The organism is Thalassospira sp. NFXS8 (assembly GCF_040148805.1).
Lineage (GTDB): Bacteria > Pseudomonadota > Alphaproteobacteria > Rhodospirillales > Thalassospiraceae > Thalassospira.
Genome location: NZ_JAGEMF010000005.1, coordinates 217,879 through 233,425, shown reverse-complemented (window position 1 = coordinate 233,425; position 15,547 = coordinate 217,879). Strand labels below are relative to the sequence as shown.

General features: G+C 53.4%; 15 protein-coding genes. 4 read left to right on the top strand and 11 right to left on the bottom strand.

All coding sequences use genetic code 11. The annotated features are described in order from the left end of the window. Nucleotides 1–2: 2 nt before the first annotated feature. The 4 genes from J4E05_RS21515 to maiA form a co-directional block, all read right to left on the bottom strand. Nucleotides 3–1,316 carry a TRAP transporter large permease gene (locus J4E05_RS21515; RefSeq protein WP_349600011.1) on the bottom strand — a complete coding sequence of 438 codons (1,314 nt, stop codon included), beginning with the start codon at nt 1,314–1,316 and terminating at the stop codon, nt 3–5. After that, on the bottom strand, nt 1,316–1,852 hold the full coding sequence (locus J4E05_RS21510) for a TRAP transporter small permease (RefSeq protein WP_085594046.1): 537 nt from the start codon (nt 1,850–1,852) through the stop codon (nt 1,316–1,318). The genes J4E05_RS21515 and J4E05_RS21510 overlap by 1 nt, the downstream gene beginning before the upstream one ends. Next, nucleotides 1,849–2,907 (bottom strand): TRAP transporter substrate-binding protein, encoded by a 1,059-nt coding sequence (locus J4E05_RS21505; protein WP_085594048.1) that lies wholly within the window; start codon nt 2,905–2,907, stop codon nt 1,849–1,851. The genes J4E05_RS21510 and J4E05_RS21505 overlap by 4 nt, the downstream gene beginning before the upstream one ends. 83 nt (nt 2,908–2,990) lie before the next feature. Further along, nucleotides 2,991–3,632, bottom strand: coding sequence for a maleylacetoacetate isomerase (gene maiA / locus J4E05_RS21500; protein ID WP_349600007.1), 642 nt, complete (start codon nt 3,630–3,632; stop codon nt 2,991–2,993). Nucleotides 3,633–3,851: 219 nt separating this feature from the next. Between maiA and J4E05_RS21495 the strand changes: the two genes are divergently transcribed. Continuing rightward, entirely contained in the window at nt 3,852–4,670 is an 819-nt protein-coding gene (locus J4E05_RS21495) for an IclR family transcriptional regulator (RefSeq protein ID WP_349600004.1), read from the top strand. Nucleotides 4,671–4,678: 8 nt separating this feature from the next. Here the strand turns inward: J4E05_RS21495 and J4E05_RS21490 are convergent, their stop codons facing one another. Beyond that, entirely contained in the window at nt 4,679–5,107 is a 429-nt protein-coding gene (locus tag J4E05_RS21490; RefSeq protein WP_349600001.1) for a MarR family winged helix-turn-helix transcriptional regulator, read from the bottom strand. A gap of 79 nt (nt 5,108–5,186) precedes the next feature. Between J4E05_RS21490 and hmgA the strand changes: the two genes are divergently transcribed. Together hmgA and J4E05_RS21480 are read left to right on the top strand one after the other, a co-directional pair. Further along, nucleotides 5,187–6,560, top strand: coding sequence for a homogentisate 1,2-dioxygenase (hmgA, locus tag J4E05_RS21485; protein WP_349599998.1), 1,374 nt, complete (start codon nt 5,187–5,189; stop codon nt 6,558–6,560). Between the two features lie 216 nt (nt 6,561–6,776). Beyond that, nucleotides 6,777–7,787, top strand: a complete 1,011-nt coding sequence (locus J4E05_RS21480; RefSeq protein ID WP_349599996.1) for a fumarylacetoacetate hydrolase family protein — start codon at nt 6,777–6,779, stop codon at nt 7,785–7,787. A 107-nt stretch (nt 7,788–7,894) separates the two neighbouring features. Here J4E05_RS21480 and J4E05_RS21475 read toward each other — a convergent pair whose 3' ends face one another. From J4E05_RS21475 to J4E05_RS21460, 4 genes are all read right to left on the bottom strand, one after another. Then, a complete protein-coding gene (locus J4E05_RS21475; protein WP_349599994.1) occupies nt 7,895–9,337 on the bottom strand; it encodes an N-acyl-D-amino-acid deacylase family protein in 1,443 nt (480 codons plus the stop codon). Nucleotides 9,338–9,436: 99 nt separating this feature from the next. After that, on the bottom strand, nt 9,437–9,979 hold the full coding sequence (locus J4E05_RS21470) for a TRAP transporter small permease (protein WP_349599991.1): 543 nt from the start codon (nt 9,977–9,979) through the stop codon (nt 9,437–9,439). 16 nt (nt 9,980–9,995) lie between these two features. Continuing rightward, complete coding sequence (locus J4E05_RS21465; protein ID WP_349599988.1) at nt 9,996–10,994, bottom strand: TRAP transporter substrate-binding protein; 999 nt, start codon at nt 10,992–10,994, stop codon at nt 9,996–9,998. A gap of 37 nt (nt 10,995–11,031) precedes the next feature. Beyond that, nucleotides 11,032–12,318: a TRAP transporter large permease gene (locus tag J4E05_RS21460; protein WP_085594066.1), complete on the bottom strand. Its 1,287-nt coding sequence runs from the start codon at nt 12,316–12,318 to the stop codon at nt 11,032–11,034. Nucleotides 12,319–12,451: 133 nt separating this feature from the next. Here J4E05_RS21460 and J4E05_RS21455 point away from each other — a divergent pair, with 133 nt between their 5' ends. Continuing rightward, nucleotides 12,452–13,345, top strand: coding sequence for a LysR family transcriptional regulator (locus tag J4E05_RS21455; RefSeq protein ID WP_349599985.1), 894 nt, complete (start codon nt 12,452–12,454; stop codon nt 13,343–13,345). A gap of 103 nt (nt 13,346–13,448) precedes the next feature. Here J4E05_RS21455 and J4E05_RS21450 read toward each other — a convergent pair whose 3' ends face one another. Both J4E05_RS21450 and J4E05_RS21445 read right to left on the bottom strand, forming a co-directional pair. Next, nucleotides 13,449–14,726: a TRAP transporter large permease gene (locus J4E05_RS21450; protein WP_085594070.1), complete on the bottom strand. Its 1,278-nt coding sequence runs from the start codon at nt 14,724–14,726 to the stop codon at nt 13,449–13,451. 2 nt (nt 14,727–14,728) lie between these two features. Beyond that, on the bottom strand, nt 14,729–15,274 hold the full coding sequence (locus tag J4E05_RS21445) for a TRAP transporter small permease (protein ID WP_349599982.1): 546 nt from the start codon (nt 15,272–15,274) through the stop codon (nt 14,729–14,731). Nucleotides 15,275–15,547 lie beyond the last annotated feature (273 nt).

Here is a 15,547-nt window from a genome sequence, read left to right as displayed (position 1 = left end):
AATCAATACCCGCCAAGTCCCAGCATTTGTGGCAACCACATGATCAGGCCGGGAATGGCGATCATAAGCACCACACGAATAAAATCAGCCGCCAGAAATGGCAGAATACCGCGCGTAAGGGTGGTGATGGTCATATCGGGGGCAACGCCCTGAATGATGAACAGGTTCATGCCGATCGGCGGGGTGATCAGGCCAATTTCAACCACTGAAACCAGCAGCACACCAAACCATACCGGGTCGTAACCAACACCGGTAATCACGCTATAGGCTGGCACGACGGTTAACAAAATCATCGACAGGCTGTCCATGAAACAACCCAGCACGACATAAAAAACCAGCAATGAAACCAAAACCGCAAGCGGGGAGAAACCTTGACTGGTAATCCAGTTCACCAGTGTTTGGGTCAGCCCGCTGGTTTCGATGAAAAAGTTAAATAAAGATGCCCCGATCAGAATCAGAAAGATCATCCCGGTCATGCCAGCGGTTTCACGAATACCGCTGCGCAGTACCGTCCATGTCAGTTTTTTGCGGATAAAGGCAAACAGTAATGCGCCGCCCGCGCCCACGGCGGCGGCTTCGGTGGGCGAAAACAGCCCGGCATAGATGCCGCCAATCACCAGCAGGATCAGAACAATCGCATCCCACATTCGCCAAAGCGCGCCCCAGCGTTGCGACCATGGGGTATAATTGCTGACTGGCGCCAATTCAGGTTTGCGCATGACTTGCAAACGGATCGAGATGATATAGAGAACCGTTGCCAAAACACCGGGAATCATGGCCCCGGCAAACAGCGCCCCAATCGACTGTTCGGTCATCAATGCATAAATCACCAGCAAGATTGATGGCGGGATTAACACGCCCAATGTGCCGCCTGCCGCAATCGACGCCCCGGCCAGGCTTTTGGCATAACCCCGGCTTTGCATTTCGGGCAGGGCAACGCGGCCCATCGTTGCACAGGTCGCAAGCGATGATCCGCAAATGGCGCCAAAAATGGCACTGGCCCCAATGCTGGATGCGGCCAACCCGCCCCGGCGATGGCCGGCAAAGGCTGTTATGCCACGAAACAAATTACCCGACAGGCCGGAATGGGAGGCAAAAACACCCATGAAAATGAAAAGCGGCACCACCGACAGGCCGTAGGGAAATATCGCCTCGAACGGCAGGCTTGCCATCACATAACTGGCCGATGTCCAGTCCATCAGCATCAAGGTGCCACCAATGCCAACCAGCGCCATGGCAACGGCCACCGGTACCCGTAGCAATGCCAGGCCAAGGGCAACTACAAAGCCGATTAATCCTGCCCACTCAGTCGCCATTAAATCGTCTCGCCCGTAAAAACAAATTTCAGAAACTTCACAAAACAAACCAGTGTCGAAAGGGCCAGCCCGCTTAGCAAAAACACCCAGAACAAAATCATAGGGATCGCCAGGTTTTGCGATACATCGCCATAGGCCAATTGTTCCATCGCCCGGCCCCATGACAGGTAAAACAAAAACGCCATTAATGCCGCGCCGGTCAGCGGGATCAGGGTATCGACCACGCGGAAAAACCCGCGAAAGGTGCGTTTGCCAAACAGGTCGACGGTCACATGGGCACCTGTGCTAAAGGCATGGGGAATGGCCCAGGATGCCGCCGCCATTACGCAAAACTGAGTTAAGTCGACAGCACCGATAAATGACTGCCCGCCAATGCGCCGCCAAACGATGTCGGCAACGACAACGGCAATTGCACCGATCAGGGCGGTCATGCCGGCAAAGGCGAAAATATCGGTGATGCGGGTCATGATATGGTCAAGGCGGCGAACCGCAGCACGAAGCTGCGGTTCATCACGAAAGTTGGCCGATTGGGTCATTTGTCGCCAGCGTGATATTTGGTGTCAAATTGTGCAACCAGTTCCTGGGCGCGTTTGTAAATGGCTTCGGGGTCTTTCACGCCTTTGGCTTTCAGGCCTTCAAGGTAATCCTTGATCATGGGCTGAACGGCGTCTTTCCATTCTGCACGGGTTTTATCGTCAATTTCGATGATTTCATTGCCATGCTTAACGGCATCGGCTTTGCCTGCGGCTTCCCATTTGTCCCACCAGTCGCCAAATTTTGCGACCAAAGGATCGCCTGAAATTTCATCAATCGCTTTGCGAACATCTTCAGGCAGGGACTCAAACTTTTTCTGGTTCATCAAAAAATAGAACCCGGCCACATAGGCCCCGGCATCGGTGTGGTATTTCAAAAGTTCGTTGGCTTTAACCGCATTGACCAGGTCCCAGGTGGTCACCAGCCCGTCAATATTGCCTTTTTGCAGGTTTTCATAAATTGCCGAGGGCGGCAAACCAACCGGTGACGCCCCATAAGATTCCAGCATGGCGGAAACTGCGGGGCTTGGCGTGCGTAAACGAAGACCTTTCAGGTCATCAAGCGACCGTACCGGCTTATCAAGGGTATGGATCAGGCCGCCTTCATGGGTAAACAGGGCCAGAACCTTGAAATCCTTGTAATCGCTGCCCAGCATGCCTTCCTTATACAGGTTCCACAGGGTTTCTGATCCTGAATCTGCATATTTGACCAGAAACGGCATTTCAATAATTGAAGCCGCCGGGTAACGGTCACGCGGAATCCCGTTAAGGCCAACGGCCATGTCAATCACACCGGCCCGAACCTGATCGGCCTGACGGTCAATTTTGCCAAAGGCCGAGGTGGCGTCATAGATTTTTACCTCAACCTTGCCATTGGTTTTTTCTTCCAGCTGCTTGGCCCAGGGTTCCAGAAAATCCTTCTGGAAGCCATGGCTGGGCGGCAGGTAATGGCTGATTTTAAGGGTAATATCGGCGGCATTGGCACAGGTTGCCCCGGCAAGAGCAGTGGCACCGGCCAAAAGGCCAAGGATGGTTTTACGTAAATTCAGGCGATTCATGTTTCTCTCCCTGTTGTTTTATCTTGTTTGTTGGCTGCCGTTATTTATGCAGCCAGACTGTTTTGATCTGAATTGATGGCACATTAATATTCCGGGGCGGCATCGGCAAAGCCGGGTAGGGTGGTACAATGGGCATCCACCGCGCAAATGGCCGGATAAGGCGATAAATCGACGTCGAACCGGCGGGCATTGTAAACCTGCGGCACAAGGCAGACATCGGCCAGCGAAACATCGGCCCCCAGGCAAAACGGCCCTTTGTCGCGATGCGGTGCAATCAGCGCTTCAAGGGTGTCAAACCCCGAGCAAATCCAGTGGTGATACCATTCCAGCTTGGCCTCTTCTGACGCGCTCAGCGTGCCCGTGATGTATTTTAAAATGCGCAAATTGTTTAACGGGTGAATGTCGCAGGCAATGGTGTGGGCCACCTCGCGCACGCCAAGTGCGGCCAGCGGTTCCGATGGGATCAGCCGGGGCGACGGGTATATGGCATCCAGCCATTCAATCAATGCCAGCGACTGACCAAATGTTTTACCGCCAAAGGTAAAGGATGGCACCAGCCCCGAAGGCGCAACCGATTTATAGGGCTTTTGTGCGTGTGCCCCGGTGCGCAGATCAACGGTTTCGACCTTGTTCGCTTGCAACCCTTTAAGGTTAAGGGCAATGCGAACCCGATACGATGCCGATGAGCGGAAGTAATCATAGAATATCAGGTCGTCTGGTTTCATCCCTGGCTCTTTTTTAAAAGGTGGCCTTGGCGTGCATAGGAACAGTTCTGCACGCATGACAAAGAAAATCCCCCTTGCTGCTGTTTGTTGGAATGGCTCTGATTTTTGGATGCCGGGCAATCCCAACTTCATTGCAAAAGCGATTTCCTCTTTCAGATTGGAATTATGCTATATATAATGAATTACGCAATATGAAATTTTCACAGGCATTTTTTGATCGTGACCCCATCGCATATATCGCAACACGATGCCATTGACCCGACGGTTGAAGAGGTCGGCGACACCCGTAAAGGCATTCAGTCTATCGAGGTTGGTGGCCGAATTATTTCGGCCTTGTGCGATTTTCAATATCCCGTGCCGCTAAAGGATCTGGCGGCCGCGGTCGATATGCCTGCGGCAAAGGTGCATCGTTATCTTACCAGTCTGGCGCGCATCGGCCTGGCGTTCCAGGATGACCGGTCCGGTTTGTATGGCCTGGGGCCAATGGCATTACGCATGGGTCTGTCTGCGATTGAACGCAATGATGTGGTGATGCGGGCCGGGCGTTTGCTGCGCAGCCTGACAATTGAATGGCGATCATCCGGGCATTTGGCAATTTGGGGCGAACGCGGGCCGGTCCTTATCCGGACGGAACATGGCGGGCCGCCGGTTATTTCAACCATGGGGCTGGGAACGGTAATGCCGCTTTTGCGCTCTGCCACCGGGCAGGCATTTTTGGCGGCCATGCCACGGTCAGCCATTGAACATGTGATTGTCGCCGAACAGGAAATTCTGGGTTGGAACGATGCCAAGGTGGATCAGTTAATCACGGAAACCCGCCAGCGTGGGGCGGCCGTGATCGAGGGTGACATTGTGCCAGGGCTTTCAGCGATCAGCGCGCCGGTTTTTAATCTCGACGGGGCGGTCGCCTGTTGTGTGACCCTGATGAACCCGCAGGCCAATTATTTTCAGCCCGGTCATGCCGCCTTTGAGGCGTTTTTGCGCGAAATTGAAGTGTTTAATCAAAACTGGGGCGGGCGCGCACGCGCAACGCCCTGACGACCGGATTACATGTGGTTGAGTTTGCCAAGGAGGGTCACCAGCGTATCAAAGTCTTTGTCGCCCAGAAAATCGCGGGCTTTTTGATTATAGGTAACGCCCGCCTGGCATAGGGATAAAAAGGCACTTTGGCCCTGCTTTGTCAGTTCGATCAGGTGAATGCGCCGGTCGTTTTCATCCTGTCGGCGGTTCAGCCAGCGCCGCGTTTCGATGGAATGAACCGCGCGGGACACTTTGGTTTTATGAAGGCCGGTTCGGGTGCCGATATCGGTTGCGGTTTGTGGGCCGTATTGGCCAAGTGTGGCTAACACGCGCCATTCCGATCGGGTCATTTTATAGCGGTCCCGGTAAATGTCGCGAAAGCCAAGGCTGACCTTTTCGCTGGTGTGATGCAGCAAAAACGGCAGGAAACCGTGCAGGTTGAATTTTTCTGTCATCGCGTCTGATCGCTGTTTGATAGTTACAAAAATTATAGTTACGAATGTAACTATATCAAATAATGTTAGGGAGAAGGCAATGACTGATCACATTGTTTCTGCAAAAAAGGACCCGGCAGCAAGTACGGGCGAACTGCATTATATGTCCGGTTTTGGTAATGATTTTGAAACCGAATGTCTGCCGGGTGTATTGCCGCAGGGGCAAAACAGCCCGCAAAAATGCGCCTATGGCTTGTATGCCGAACAGCTTTCCGGCTCGCCCTTTACGGCACCACGTGGCACCAACGAACGGTCGTGGCTGTATCGCATTCGGCCCAGCGTGCGCCACAATGGCCGGTTTGAAACACTTGATTTGCCGCATTGGAAAACAGCCCCCTGCCTGAATGATCATAGTCTGGCACTGGGGCAGTTACGATGGGACCCGGTTGAGATGCCAACCACCCCGACCGATTTTATTGCCGGGATGCGGACCATTACCACGGCAGGCGATGCATTGGGCCAGTCGGGCATGGCGACACATGTTTATGTCTGCAATGCCGATATGGTTGACGATTACTTTTTTAATGCCGATGCGGAATTGCTGGTGGTGCCGCAAATTGGCGCGCTGCGCATTTTTACCGAATTGGGCGTTATGGATGTCGCGCCGTTAGAAGTGGCGTTAATCCCGCGCGGCATGATGTTTAAGGTTTCCATTCTCGATGCGGGGGCCGATGGCGGGGCGCGGGGGTATGTGTGCGAAAATTACGGGGCGAAATTTACCCTGCCCGAACGCGGGCCGATTGGCGCAAACTGCCTTGCCAATCCGCGTGATTTTAAAACGCCCGTTGCCGCCTATGAAGACAAGGAAACACCGTGCCGGGTGCTGGTTAAATGGTGCGGGCAGTTTCATGTCACTGAAATTGGTCATTCGCCGCTGGACGTTGTGGGCTGGCACGGCAATTACACCCCGTTCAAATACGATTTGCGTACTTTTTCGCCGGTTGGCGCCATTTTGTTTGATCATCCGGATCCGTCGATTTTTACCGTGTTAACAGCGCCATCGGGCGAAGCCGGCACGGCAAATATCGACTTTGTTATTTTTCCGCCACGCTGGATGGTGGCGGAAAACACCTTTCGCCCACCCTGGTATCATCGCAACATCATGAGCGAGTTTATGGGCCTGATCGAAGGCCAGTATGATGCCAAGGAACAGGGGTTTGTTCCCGGCGGCATGAGCCTGCATAACATGATGTTGGCCCATGGCCCCGATACCGAAGGTTTCACCAAGGCATCGGAAACAAAGCTGGAGCCGGTCAAACAGGAAGGCACGATGGCCTTTATGTTTGAAACCCGTTTTCCCCAGCAACTGACCCGCTTTGCAGCCGAACTGCCCGGCTTGCAAAACGATTATCAGGATTGCTGGCAAGGGCTGGAACGCCGGTTTGACGGCACCCCGGAAGGCCGTCAGGACTAGTGTTAAAGCTGGTTGATCGATTTCCGATCAACCGGCCCTCAATCGGCGGGCGGGCTTTTTGAAAGCCCTTGCCTTACGCGCATAAGCCGCGCGATGCCGTCGCACCTAACCACATCCCTGCGCGTTAACCTCGCAGAGATGTGGAAAACCCGAATTTCACTATTTGAAATATGATTTTAAAAATGACCGGAAACATTCGGCAAGGAGACAGGACCGATGAAATTTGCCACCCTGAAAGACGGCAGCCGTGATGGAAAGCTGGTTTTGGTATCAGGCGATTTAACCCGCTATATCGCGTGCGATCATGCCCCGAACCTGCAATTCGCCCTTGATCACTGGAATGATCTGGCGGCTCCGCTGGCCGATATTGCAACCCGGCTGGAAAGCGATACCGATTATGGCCAGCCGTTTGATCAAAAACAGGCCCATTCACCGCTGCCGCGTGCCTATCAGTGGGCGGACGGGTCGGCTTATGTCAATCATGTGGAATTGGTGCGAAAGGCGCGCGGGGCTGAAATTCCCGAAAGTTTCTGGACCGATCCATTGATGTATCAAGGTGGATCAGACAGCTTTCTGGCACCGACCGAGCCGATTGTGCTGGGTGATGAAGCCTGGGGCATTGATATGGAAGGCGAAGTTGCCGTGATTACGGGCGACGTGCCGATGGGTGTGTCCCCCGAAGAAGCCCGCAAATGCATTCGGTTGGTGATGCTGGTTAATGATGTATCGTTACGTGGTTTGATTCCGGGCGAACTGGCAAAGGGATTTGGTTTTTTCCAGTCTAAGCCGTCATCGGCCTTTTCACCTGTTGCGGTAACGCCTGATGAACTTGGCGATGCCTGGGATGGTGGCAAGGTGCATTTGCCCCTGAATGTGGATTTGAACGGCAAACCCTTTGGCCGTGCCAATGCCGGGATCGACATGACGTTTGATTTTGGCCAGCTGGTGGCCCATGCCGCCAAAACCCGCCCGCTATGCGCGGGTAGCATTGTGGGGTCGGGCACAGTTTCGAACAAACTGAACGGCGAACCGGGCAAACCGGTGGCCGATGGCGGGGCGGGCTATTCCTGCATTGCCGAAATTCGCATGATCGAAACCATTCGCGATGGCAAACCGGCAACGCCATTTATGCAGTTTGGCGATAATGTTAAAATCAGCATGTGCAACCGGGATGGACAATCGATTTTTGGTATGATTGATCAAACGGTTGAAAAATATAACGGTTAAACTTGCGGGCGTGCTCGACGTGGCCCAAAGACAAAACCCCTGCCAGCATATGCTTGCAGGGGTTTTGTTGTTAATCAGAACGTTTTAATGACGGCGAAAAAGGAGGGTCAGCTTGGGTCGCGGTCTAATACCACGCCTGCACGGTTTCCTTTGTTCGCTCCATCGGCCCAGCTTTCCCGGCCATTTACCCATACATTTTTAATGCCATGCGCCGGTGTTTTGGGTTTTTCGTAGGTTGCACCGGATTCAATTGTTGCCGGATCAAACAGCACCAGATCGGCATATCCGCCTTCCCTGATCCGTCCGCGATCCTTAAGGCCAAAGCGATCAGCAGGCATTGATGTCATGCGTTTTACACCTTCTTCCAGTGTAAACAGGCCGATATCGCGTACATAATGGCCCAAAACACGCGGGAATGTGCCCCACACGCGGGGGTGCGAATGGTCGCCGCGTGCAATGCCGTCCGAGCAGATGATGGTGTGTTCGAACGACAAAATGCGCCTTACATCACTTTCATCCATGATGAAGAAAATGCCGGTGGCGGGGAGTAAACGCTCCATCGCGGTATCGAGGTCGGTGTTCCATTCCCTGGCAATATCGGCCAGATCACGACCGGCCATTTTCGGATAAGCCAGTGATTCCGCCACAATCACGCGGGTGGCCTGGCGATGGCGCCCGGAATTAAGCATGGTCGAGGATGCCGTCCAGGGTGTGGTATCAAGACTGACATCCTGATCAAGCATCGCCTTGCTAAACATTGGCAGGGTAATTTCCGACTGACCGTGATTGGCGAGCCCGGCACATTTATGATGACTAACATGCACCCCGCAACAGGCTTCACGCCCGATTTCAAGGGTTTCTTCAAGGGCTTCAATGCCCTGGTCGCCTTCGTCGCGCATATGGGTGACGTAAAGTTTGCCATGTGCCCTGGCAATGCGGGCCATGGCAATGGCTTCGGCGGTGGTGGCCGCGCGCGCAGGCGGATAAAACAGGCCGGTTGAAACACCAATCCCGCCTTCGCCCAGGGCCTGATCAAGCGATTTTTCCATTGCTTTTAATTCGGCGGCGTCTGCCGGGCGGCCAAGGTCGGCAACCTCGTTGATACGCAGGGTGCCATGCCCGATCAGGCAGGCGGAATTAACGGCGGCGGGGGATTGGCGCAACTGGTTGCGATAATCGGCAAACCGGGCGAAGCGGGGGCGGCTGGATGTCAGGATCATGCCCAGGGGTTGGGGTAGAATATCAATGGTTGCCGTAAGGGGGGCAATTGAAAAACCGCAATTGCCCGCAATGATCGTTGTCACACCCTGGCTAAGCATACAATCCATGCCCGGGTCGGTCAGCAGGGCTTCGTCGTGGTGAACATGCGGGTCGATAAAGCCGGGTGCAAGGGTTAAACCGGTGCAATCAACATCGCGTCCGCCATGCCATTTTGACAGTTCGCCAACGGCGACAATCCGGTCGTCACGGATTGCGACATCACCGTGTATGCGCGGTTGGCCTGTGCCATCCACGATATCGGCGTTGCGAAAAATGACGTCAGCTTGCATCGTCGGAAACTCCAGAATGCTTATAATTTATTGTTGTTCAGGCGTGTTTATGGGCGACCCTTGGTTGGGCCATTATGAAAAATGCCTGCATATTCGGCCTTAGTTGAACGTCTCGGCTTGTGCGGGTGCAGAAGGCGGGGCGTCATCGCCCGCCCAACGGGCTATGACATGGACAAAGATGATCACGATCATGAGGGGCACCGCAATCGCGACCCAGAGTGTCGAGAAATCAAGCGCGTCGGCCATTGTCCGGCTGTGGCGCAGAAGAAACCCCCGGGCCGGATTATTGCCAGGGCCAAAAAAGCAGTACCAGAGAACCGGGGTAAGATAGATGATCACAACGGCAGACTGGACGGTGCCGGTTACAATGCCCATTAGTTTGCCACCATTGCCTTCGCTTGTGAAAAGGGCGGGGTCGAAACGGCGTTTAAAGCTCATGGTCGCGCCGATAAGACCCGCCCAGATCATGGCATAACGGGCCAGTTCTTCTGTCCAGGAGGGCGGCGAGGCGAACAGATAACGGGCGATAACCTGCAACAATACCGACCCCACCAGCACTGTCAGTGCGATAATGGCAATAAAGCATGCAAGTTGATCAAGACCGTGGCTGATTGCCATGGCTGTTTTTCGGATCGTGTTCACCTTCACCGCCTCCTGCTTAATTACGAACCAATTTGAGCGCGTCGAGATACTTTTGTAAGTCGTCGGCGGCCATGATTGACGTCCATGTCGGAGCTGTCGCCTTCACCATCTTGTCGCGCTCGCCCGGTTCCAGTTGGGAAATGGTAACACCGGCCTTTTCCATTCGGGCCATGACGCTGGTGCTCCAGTTCGCCAGCCATTCACGATTGGCCGCAATCCCGGCATCAAGTGCCTTGTCGATTTCGGCTTTTTCGTCGGCCGGTAATGTTTCGTACCAGTCGTTGGAAACAAAAACGGCACGGGTTGAAGGCGAAATATCGGCCGGTGTGAAATGCGTCAGAAAAGCAGTGTGACCGGTTCTAAGCGAGGAATTCGGCGGATTGAGATAGCCATCGGCAATTCCGACCTGAATGGCATTTGCAACTTCTGACCATGCGACGATTGTGCCATTGGCACCCAGGGCTTCTTCATATTCCAGCTGTTCGGCATTAAGGGCGCGCAACCGCAAACCTTTAAGGTCCGACATTTTGGTGACGTCACGCTGGCTGTTGTGAATGCCAATGCCGACGCCGATATAGTTGAACCCGGCAAGGCGAACGCCGTTTTCAAGCAGTGGCTTGTTCATTTCGTCAAGAAGGTCGCTTTTTTCAATAACAGCGTCAAATTCAGCGCTGTCCTTGAACATGAAAGGCAGCAAAATGCCTTTTAGAAGCGGGCTCATGCCAACACCGGTGGAAACGGTTGCCAGATCGATTTCGACCAGCCCCTGGGCTGTTGCGTCGAACCGTTCCTTTTCGCTGCCTAATGTGTCGGACGGGAAAACAACCGCCTTGAAGTCTGTACCTTTTAACGCATCGGCAAAGCCGTGAACAAAGGCGGCTTCGGCATTGGTGGTCGGGTCATCAATGCCGTTCATGGCGATTTTAACATCGGCGGCGAATGCCGGTGCCACCATTGTCGTCGTCAATAACAGGCTGAGAGAGGCAAGAGCCTTCCCGGATTTCATCAAGGTCATGTTACGTGAACTCCTCTGTTGTACCCTTTTTTTGTTATCAGCTAAGCCCCAGGGCATGTGGCAGAGCCAGTGAGATGGCCGGAAAGAAAGTCAGCACGACCAGCAGGATGACTTCGGCAAAGAAAAACGGCAGCGTTGCGCGGATCAATCGCCAGTAATTGATGTTGCACGTTGTCGCCAAAATCAGCAGGACCCCGCCGATGGGGGGCGATAAAAGCCCCGTTGAAATATTGAAGCAGATAACGATGCCGAGATGGACCGGATCAATGCCCATCGCCAGCGCAACGGGAACAAAGATGGGAGCGAACAATGCCACAGCAGCTTTGACATCCATTGCCATGCCCGCGATCAAAAATACCACATTGACCAGCATCAGATATTGCAGCGGGCCAAGGCCCCATTCCGTGATCTGGGCGGCAATGGCCTGCGGGAGGCGATCAAGGGCGGCAATATAGGAAAAGGTTGAAATCGCACATAAAATGATAAACAGCGCACCCAACAAAACAGCGGTGCGGATGGCACTTTGGCGTACGGCTTCCAGATCAAGTTTGCGATATGAAAAACCAATGATCAGGGCTGCGCCAACCGCAACTGCCGCGGCCTCGGCCGGTGTCATGATGCCAAAAAGCGTGCCACCCAAAATGATGATGGGCAGGGTCATTGCGGGCAGGGCGCGAAAAAACGATTTTTTGATCGGGGGGATGGTTGCCGGGTCGCCACCACCTGGATGATCATCGCGCCAGGCATAAAAGGCGTTCATTACCATCAGGACTGCGGCCAACAGAAGCCCCGGCACAACACCCGCAGCAAACAGCGCCGTAACCGATGTATTCATCAACGCGCCGTAAAAAATCAGGATGCTGGACGGCGGAATGATCGGTCCGATGATAGAGGACGCGCCGGTAATGGCGACGGCATAATCCAGCGAATAACCGCGTTTTTGCATTTCGGGGACCAGCGAATTACCAAGGGCCGCCGCATCGGACACCGCCGACCCGGATACACCGGCAAAAAACACGCTGGTGAGAACGTTGACATGACCAAGCCCGCCTTTGACCCGCCCCAACAGTGACATTGAAAAATCAATCAGCGCAGAAGCAATGCCGCCCCGGTTCATCAAATCCCCGGCAAAGATAAAAAGTGGCATTGCCAGAAAAGCAAAAACGTCGAGCTGGCTAAACAAGCGTTGAGGCAGGGCCGCCATGAAATTGGCATGGTCGCCCAAAATAAACGTCATGATCGATGCCGCACCGATGACATACGCAATTGCCGCGCCAGATAGAAGCCCCGCTCCGATTAGGATAAGCAGAAATACCGCCTGCATCCTATTCCCCTTTCTGTTTTTTATTTAAAGCAAGACTGAAGTGCTTTCCTGCGTTAGGAAATAGAAAATATTTATTTCATCCATAGTAATATACTATGGATTGCGACAATTTGGTAAGGTACAGGAGCGCATTATGCGCGGGATAACGCTTCAGCGATTGCAGGTATTTTGCGAGGTTTATGAACGCAATTCGATCAGTGCTGCGGCCCGCGCACTGGGGTTGTCGCAACCAACTGTTAGCAAGCATTTGCGCGATTTCGAGGCAGCATCGGGTCTGACGCTGTTTGTGCTGGAACGCGGGCGTATTTTACAAACGGCGGACGCCGATGCGATTTACAGCGAAAGCCGGTTTTTGCAGGATGGAATTGGTCAGCTTGAGGGGCGTATCGATGCGTTGAAAAAAGGGGTGGGTGGCAAACTTTCGGTGATGTCGATCGGCCTTATGATGAACCATTTTGTGCCACAGGCCTGCGCCCGGTTGATGCAGAAAATGCCCCAATTGCGCCTGATCCTTGATATCAGCAAGGCGGCGCATCAAATGGAATTGCTACATGCGGGGCTGATCGACCTTGGGATTATGGCCGGGCGGGTAACGATGCGCGACGAAGAATTTACCTTGTTGGGGCGTGGAAAGTTAAAGGCCATCGTGCCACGTGAAAACCCGCTTGCGCAAAAACGGCAAGTGACACTGGAACAGATTTTTGACTATCCGATGGTGGATACCACCGCACGTGGGCCGATTGGCAATGTTCTTGAAGAAGCCCTTAGAACACGGGGGCTGAGCATGGCCGGGGCCGTGACCTGTAATTCGCTGGAAGCGGTGCCGCCGATGGCGCAAATTCTGAAACGGTGTGCCATCATTGATGAATTTACAGCCCGTTGCCTGCTGCAAACCGATATTGTCTGTGTTGACCTGGAACCAGCGATAAATTTTGATATCTGGGCTGTGACTTTGTCCTCGACCGGGAACCGTAACGCCATTCGCCTTTTTTCCGATGCATTACGTAGTTTGCTGGCAGAACGATAAGACACGGGCGGCAACAGGTCAGTGTAAAATCCGGTTATATACAAACAAAACCCCTGCCGACAAGACGACAGGGGTTTGTATGAAATACCGGTTTTGTTGGCTGTTAAAATGCCAGTCTTGGCAAAAATAATACCAGGTCTGGCAACATCAGCAGGGCAAAAACCAGCAGCAAAATGGCGGCCAGAAATGGCAGGGATTCCCGCACGTAATGTTCAACCCGGACATTCATGATCGCGCAGACGGTATACATGGCAACACCGACCGGTGGTGTCATTGACCCCAATGTTACCAGCGTCATCATCAGGATGCCGAAATGAACCGGATCAACACCAAGCTGTTTAATGATGGGCACAAAAATTGGCGTCAGCAGCAACACCAGAACCGTGCTTTCAACAAACAACCCGGCGACAAACAGAATGCCCAGAATGGCAGCAACAATAGCGGTGGGGTTGCTTAAACCTGACAGCAGGGCGCCCGAAACGGTTTGCGGGATTTGTAAAAACGTAATGGCAAAACCGACCATGCCCGACATCAGAATAATCAACATGATCATGCCAATATCGGAAATAGCATCGGCCAATGCACGTTTGATATCGGTAAAGCTAAGCTCGCGGTGGCTGAAAACCCCGACAACAACGGCATATACCACGGCAAAGGACCCAACCTCGGACGGGGTAAACAGCCCGCCACGAATGGTAATGATCAGCAAGACTGGAAACAGCAACGCCCATTTGGCTTCCCAAAAGGCTACGGCCAATTCACGCACGGTGGGTTTGCGCGCGTCCTTGGCAACATAATTGCGCTTTTTGGCGATGATATAGGCAGTGACCATTAGCACAATCATCATCAGCACACCGGGAATGATGCCAGCCAGAAACAGTCGCCCGATGGAAACATTGCCGACATACCCATACAGGATCAGCCCGATGGACGGGGGAATGGTGGCAGTGATAAGGGAACTTAGCGCGATAACAGCCGCGGAAAAGCCTTTGGAATAACCGTTCTCGATCATTTTGGGGCCAATAACGCGGGCTTCCATAGCGGCGTCGGCCACGGCCGAACCGGAAATGCCGCCCATCAAGGTCGACAGAATGATGGAAACCTGGGCCAGACCACCGGCCATCCACGAAACGGCGATGTTGGAAAATTTAAACAGGCGGTCGGTGATGCCGCTTTCGTTCATCAAGTGACCGGCCAGCACAAAAAACGGCACGGCCAGCAGGGGGAAACTTTGCGACACAGCGGCAATTTTTTGCACACCAATTGATAGCGGCATGACATTGGATGTGACAAAAAATGCGAAACCGGACAGGCCAATGGCAAAGGCCACCGGGGCGCCAATGATCAGGAAAAACAAAAAGATGGAACCGATCAACAGCATGGTCAGATTTCCTGCGTGGTCGTTTTGGGTGTGGTCACGGGCGGGATGGCATCAATCCCTTCTTCCGGCAGCGAATAAACAAGAACCTGTTCGGCCCGGCGGTTTCGCCATGCATCGATAATATTGTATATGATGGTGCCACCCAGAATGACCGACCCGACCGGCACGGCAATGGTGACAAAGGCATAGGAAATACCGGAATCACCAAACTGGCGCTGCTTGTTAAGGATCGTCAGGTCGTAACCTTCGACCGCAAGAATGGCTAGCATGGCGCAGAAGATCAGACCAACGGCAGTTTCAATAATCAGCCGATAGCGATGCGGTGCAAGACGGACAAACAGGTCAACGCCAAGATGCCCGCGCTGGCGCATGGCGCGGATGGCACCAAAAAAGCACAGCCAGATAAACAGCAATTGCGCCATATCGACCGACCACATGACAGGATGACCAAAGGTCCGCATGATGGACGCGACAAAAACCAGCATGACGATGGCGATGAATATTGCGGAAACCAGTGCAAACTCGGCCTGAGCCAGACGTTTTTTCATGCCCGGTTTTCCTCCCTTTGCTTGGGCGCCCAAAAGCGCCATGGACCAATGGTGGGGTGGGTGAATTGGGGTGTTCGCGATTTTAAAATGCCATCCAGCGTGGAAACCGGATGTTTTAACGCTGATCTGACACCGGAAAAGATGCTGCTGCGGGGCCGCGATAGCCCGTTAGCCGGAATTATTAAATTATCACACCTGAACATCACATGCCGGTCAATTCAGGAAAATTTCCGCCTGATATTTGGAATGTATCAGGGAAAGAAACAGACGAAG

What these genes read in the sequence shown, in the direction of transcription:
- hmgA (WP_349599998.1), top strand. Translation starts at nt 5,187, where the DNA reads ATGACTGATCACATTGTTTCTGCAAAAAAGGACCCGGCAGCAAGTACG.
- J4E05_RS21450 (WP_085594070.1), bottom strand. Translation starts at nt 14,726, where the DNA reads ATGCTGTTGATCGGTTCCATCTTTTTGTTTTTCCTGATCATTGGCGCC.
- J4E05_RS21490 (WP_349600001.1), bottom strand. Translation starts at nt 5,107, where the DNA reads ATGACAGAAAAATTCAACCTGCACGGTTTCCTGCCGTTTTTGCTGCAT.
- J4E05_RS21465 (WP_349599988.1), bottom strand. Translation starts at nt 10,994, where the DNA reads ATGACCTTGATGAAATCCGGGAAGGCTCTTGCCTCTCTCAGCCTGTTA.
- J4E05_RS21515 (WP_349600011.1), bottom strand. Translation starts at nt 1,316, where the DNA reads ATGGCGACTGAGTGGGCAGGATTAATCGGCTTTGTAGTTGCCCTTGGC.
- J4E05_RS21480 (WP_349599996.1), top strand. Translation starts at nt 6,777, where the DNA reads ATGAAATTTGCCACCCTGAAAGACGGCAGCCGTGATGGAAAGCTGGTT.
- J4E05_RS21455 (WP_349599985.1), top strand. Translation starts at nt 12,452, where the DNA reads ATGCGCGGGATAACGCTTCAGCGATTGCAGGTATTTTGCGAGGTTTAT.
- J4E05_RS21445 (WP_349599982.1), bottom strand. Translation starts at nt 15,274, where the DNA reads ATGAAAAAACGTCTGGCTCAGGCCGAGTTTGCACTGGTTTCCGCAATA.
- J4E05_RS21475 (WP_349599994.1), bottom strand. Translation starts at nt 9,337, where the DNA reads ATGCAAGCTGACGTCATTTTTCGCAACGCCGATATCGTGGATGGCACA.
- J4E05_RS21505 (WP_085594048.1), bottom strand. Translation starts at nt 2,907, where the DNA reads ATGAATCGCCTGAATTTACGTAAAACCATCCTTGGCCTTTTGGCCGGT.
- J4E05_RS21510 (WP_085594046.1), bottom strand. Translation starts at nt 1,852, where the DNA reads ATGACCCAATCGGCCAACTTTCGTGATGAACCGCAGCTTCGTGCTGCG.
- maiA (WP_349600007.1), bottom strand. Translation starts at nt 3,632, where the DNA reads ATGAAACCAGACGACCTGATATTCTATGATTACTTCCGCTCATCGGCA.
- J4E05_RS21460 (WP_085594066.1), bottom strand. Translation starts at nt 12,318, where the DNA reads ATGCAGGCGGTATTTCTGCTTATCCTAATCGGAGCGGGGCTTCTATCT.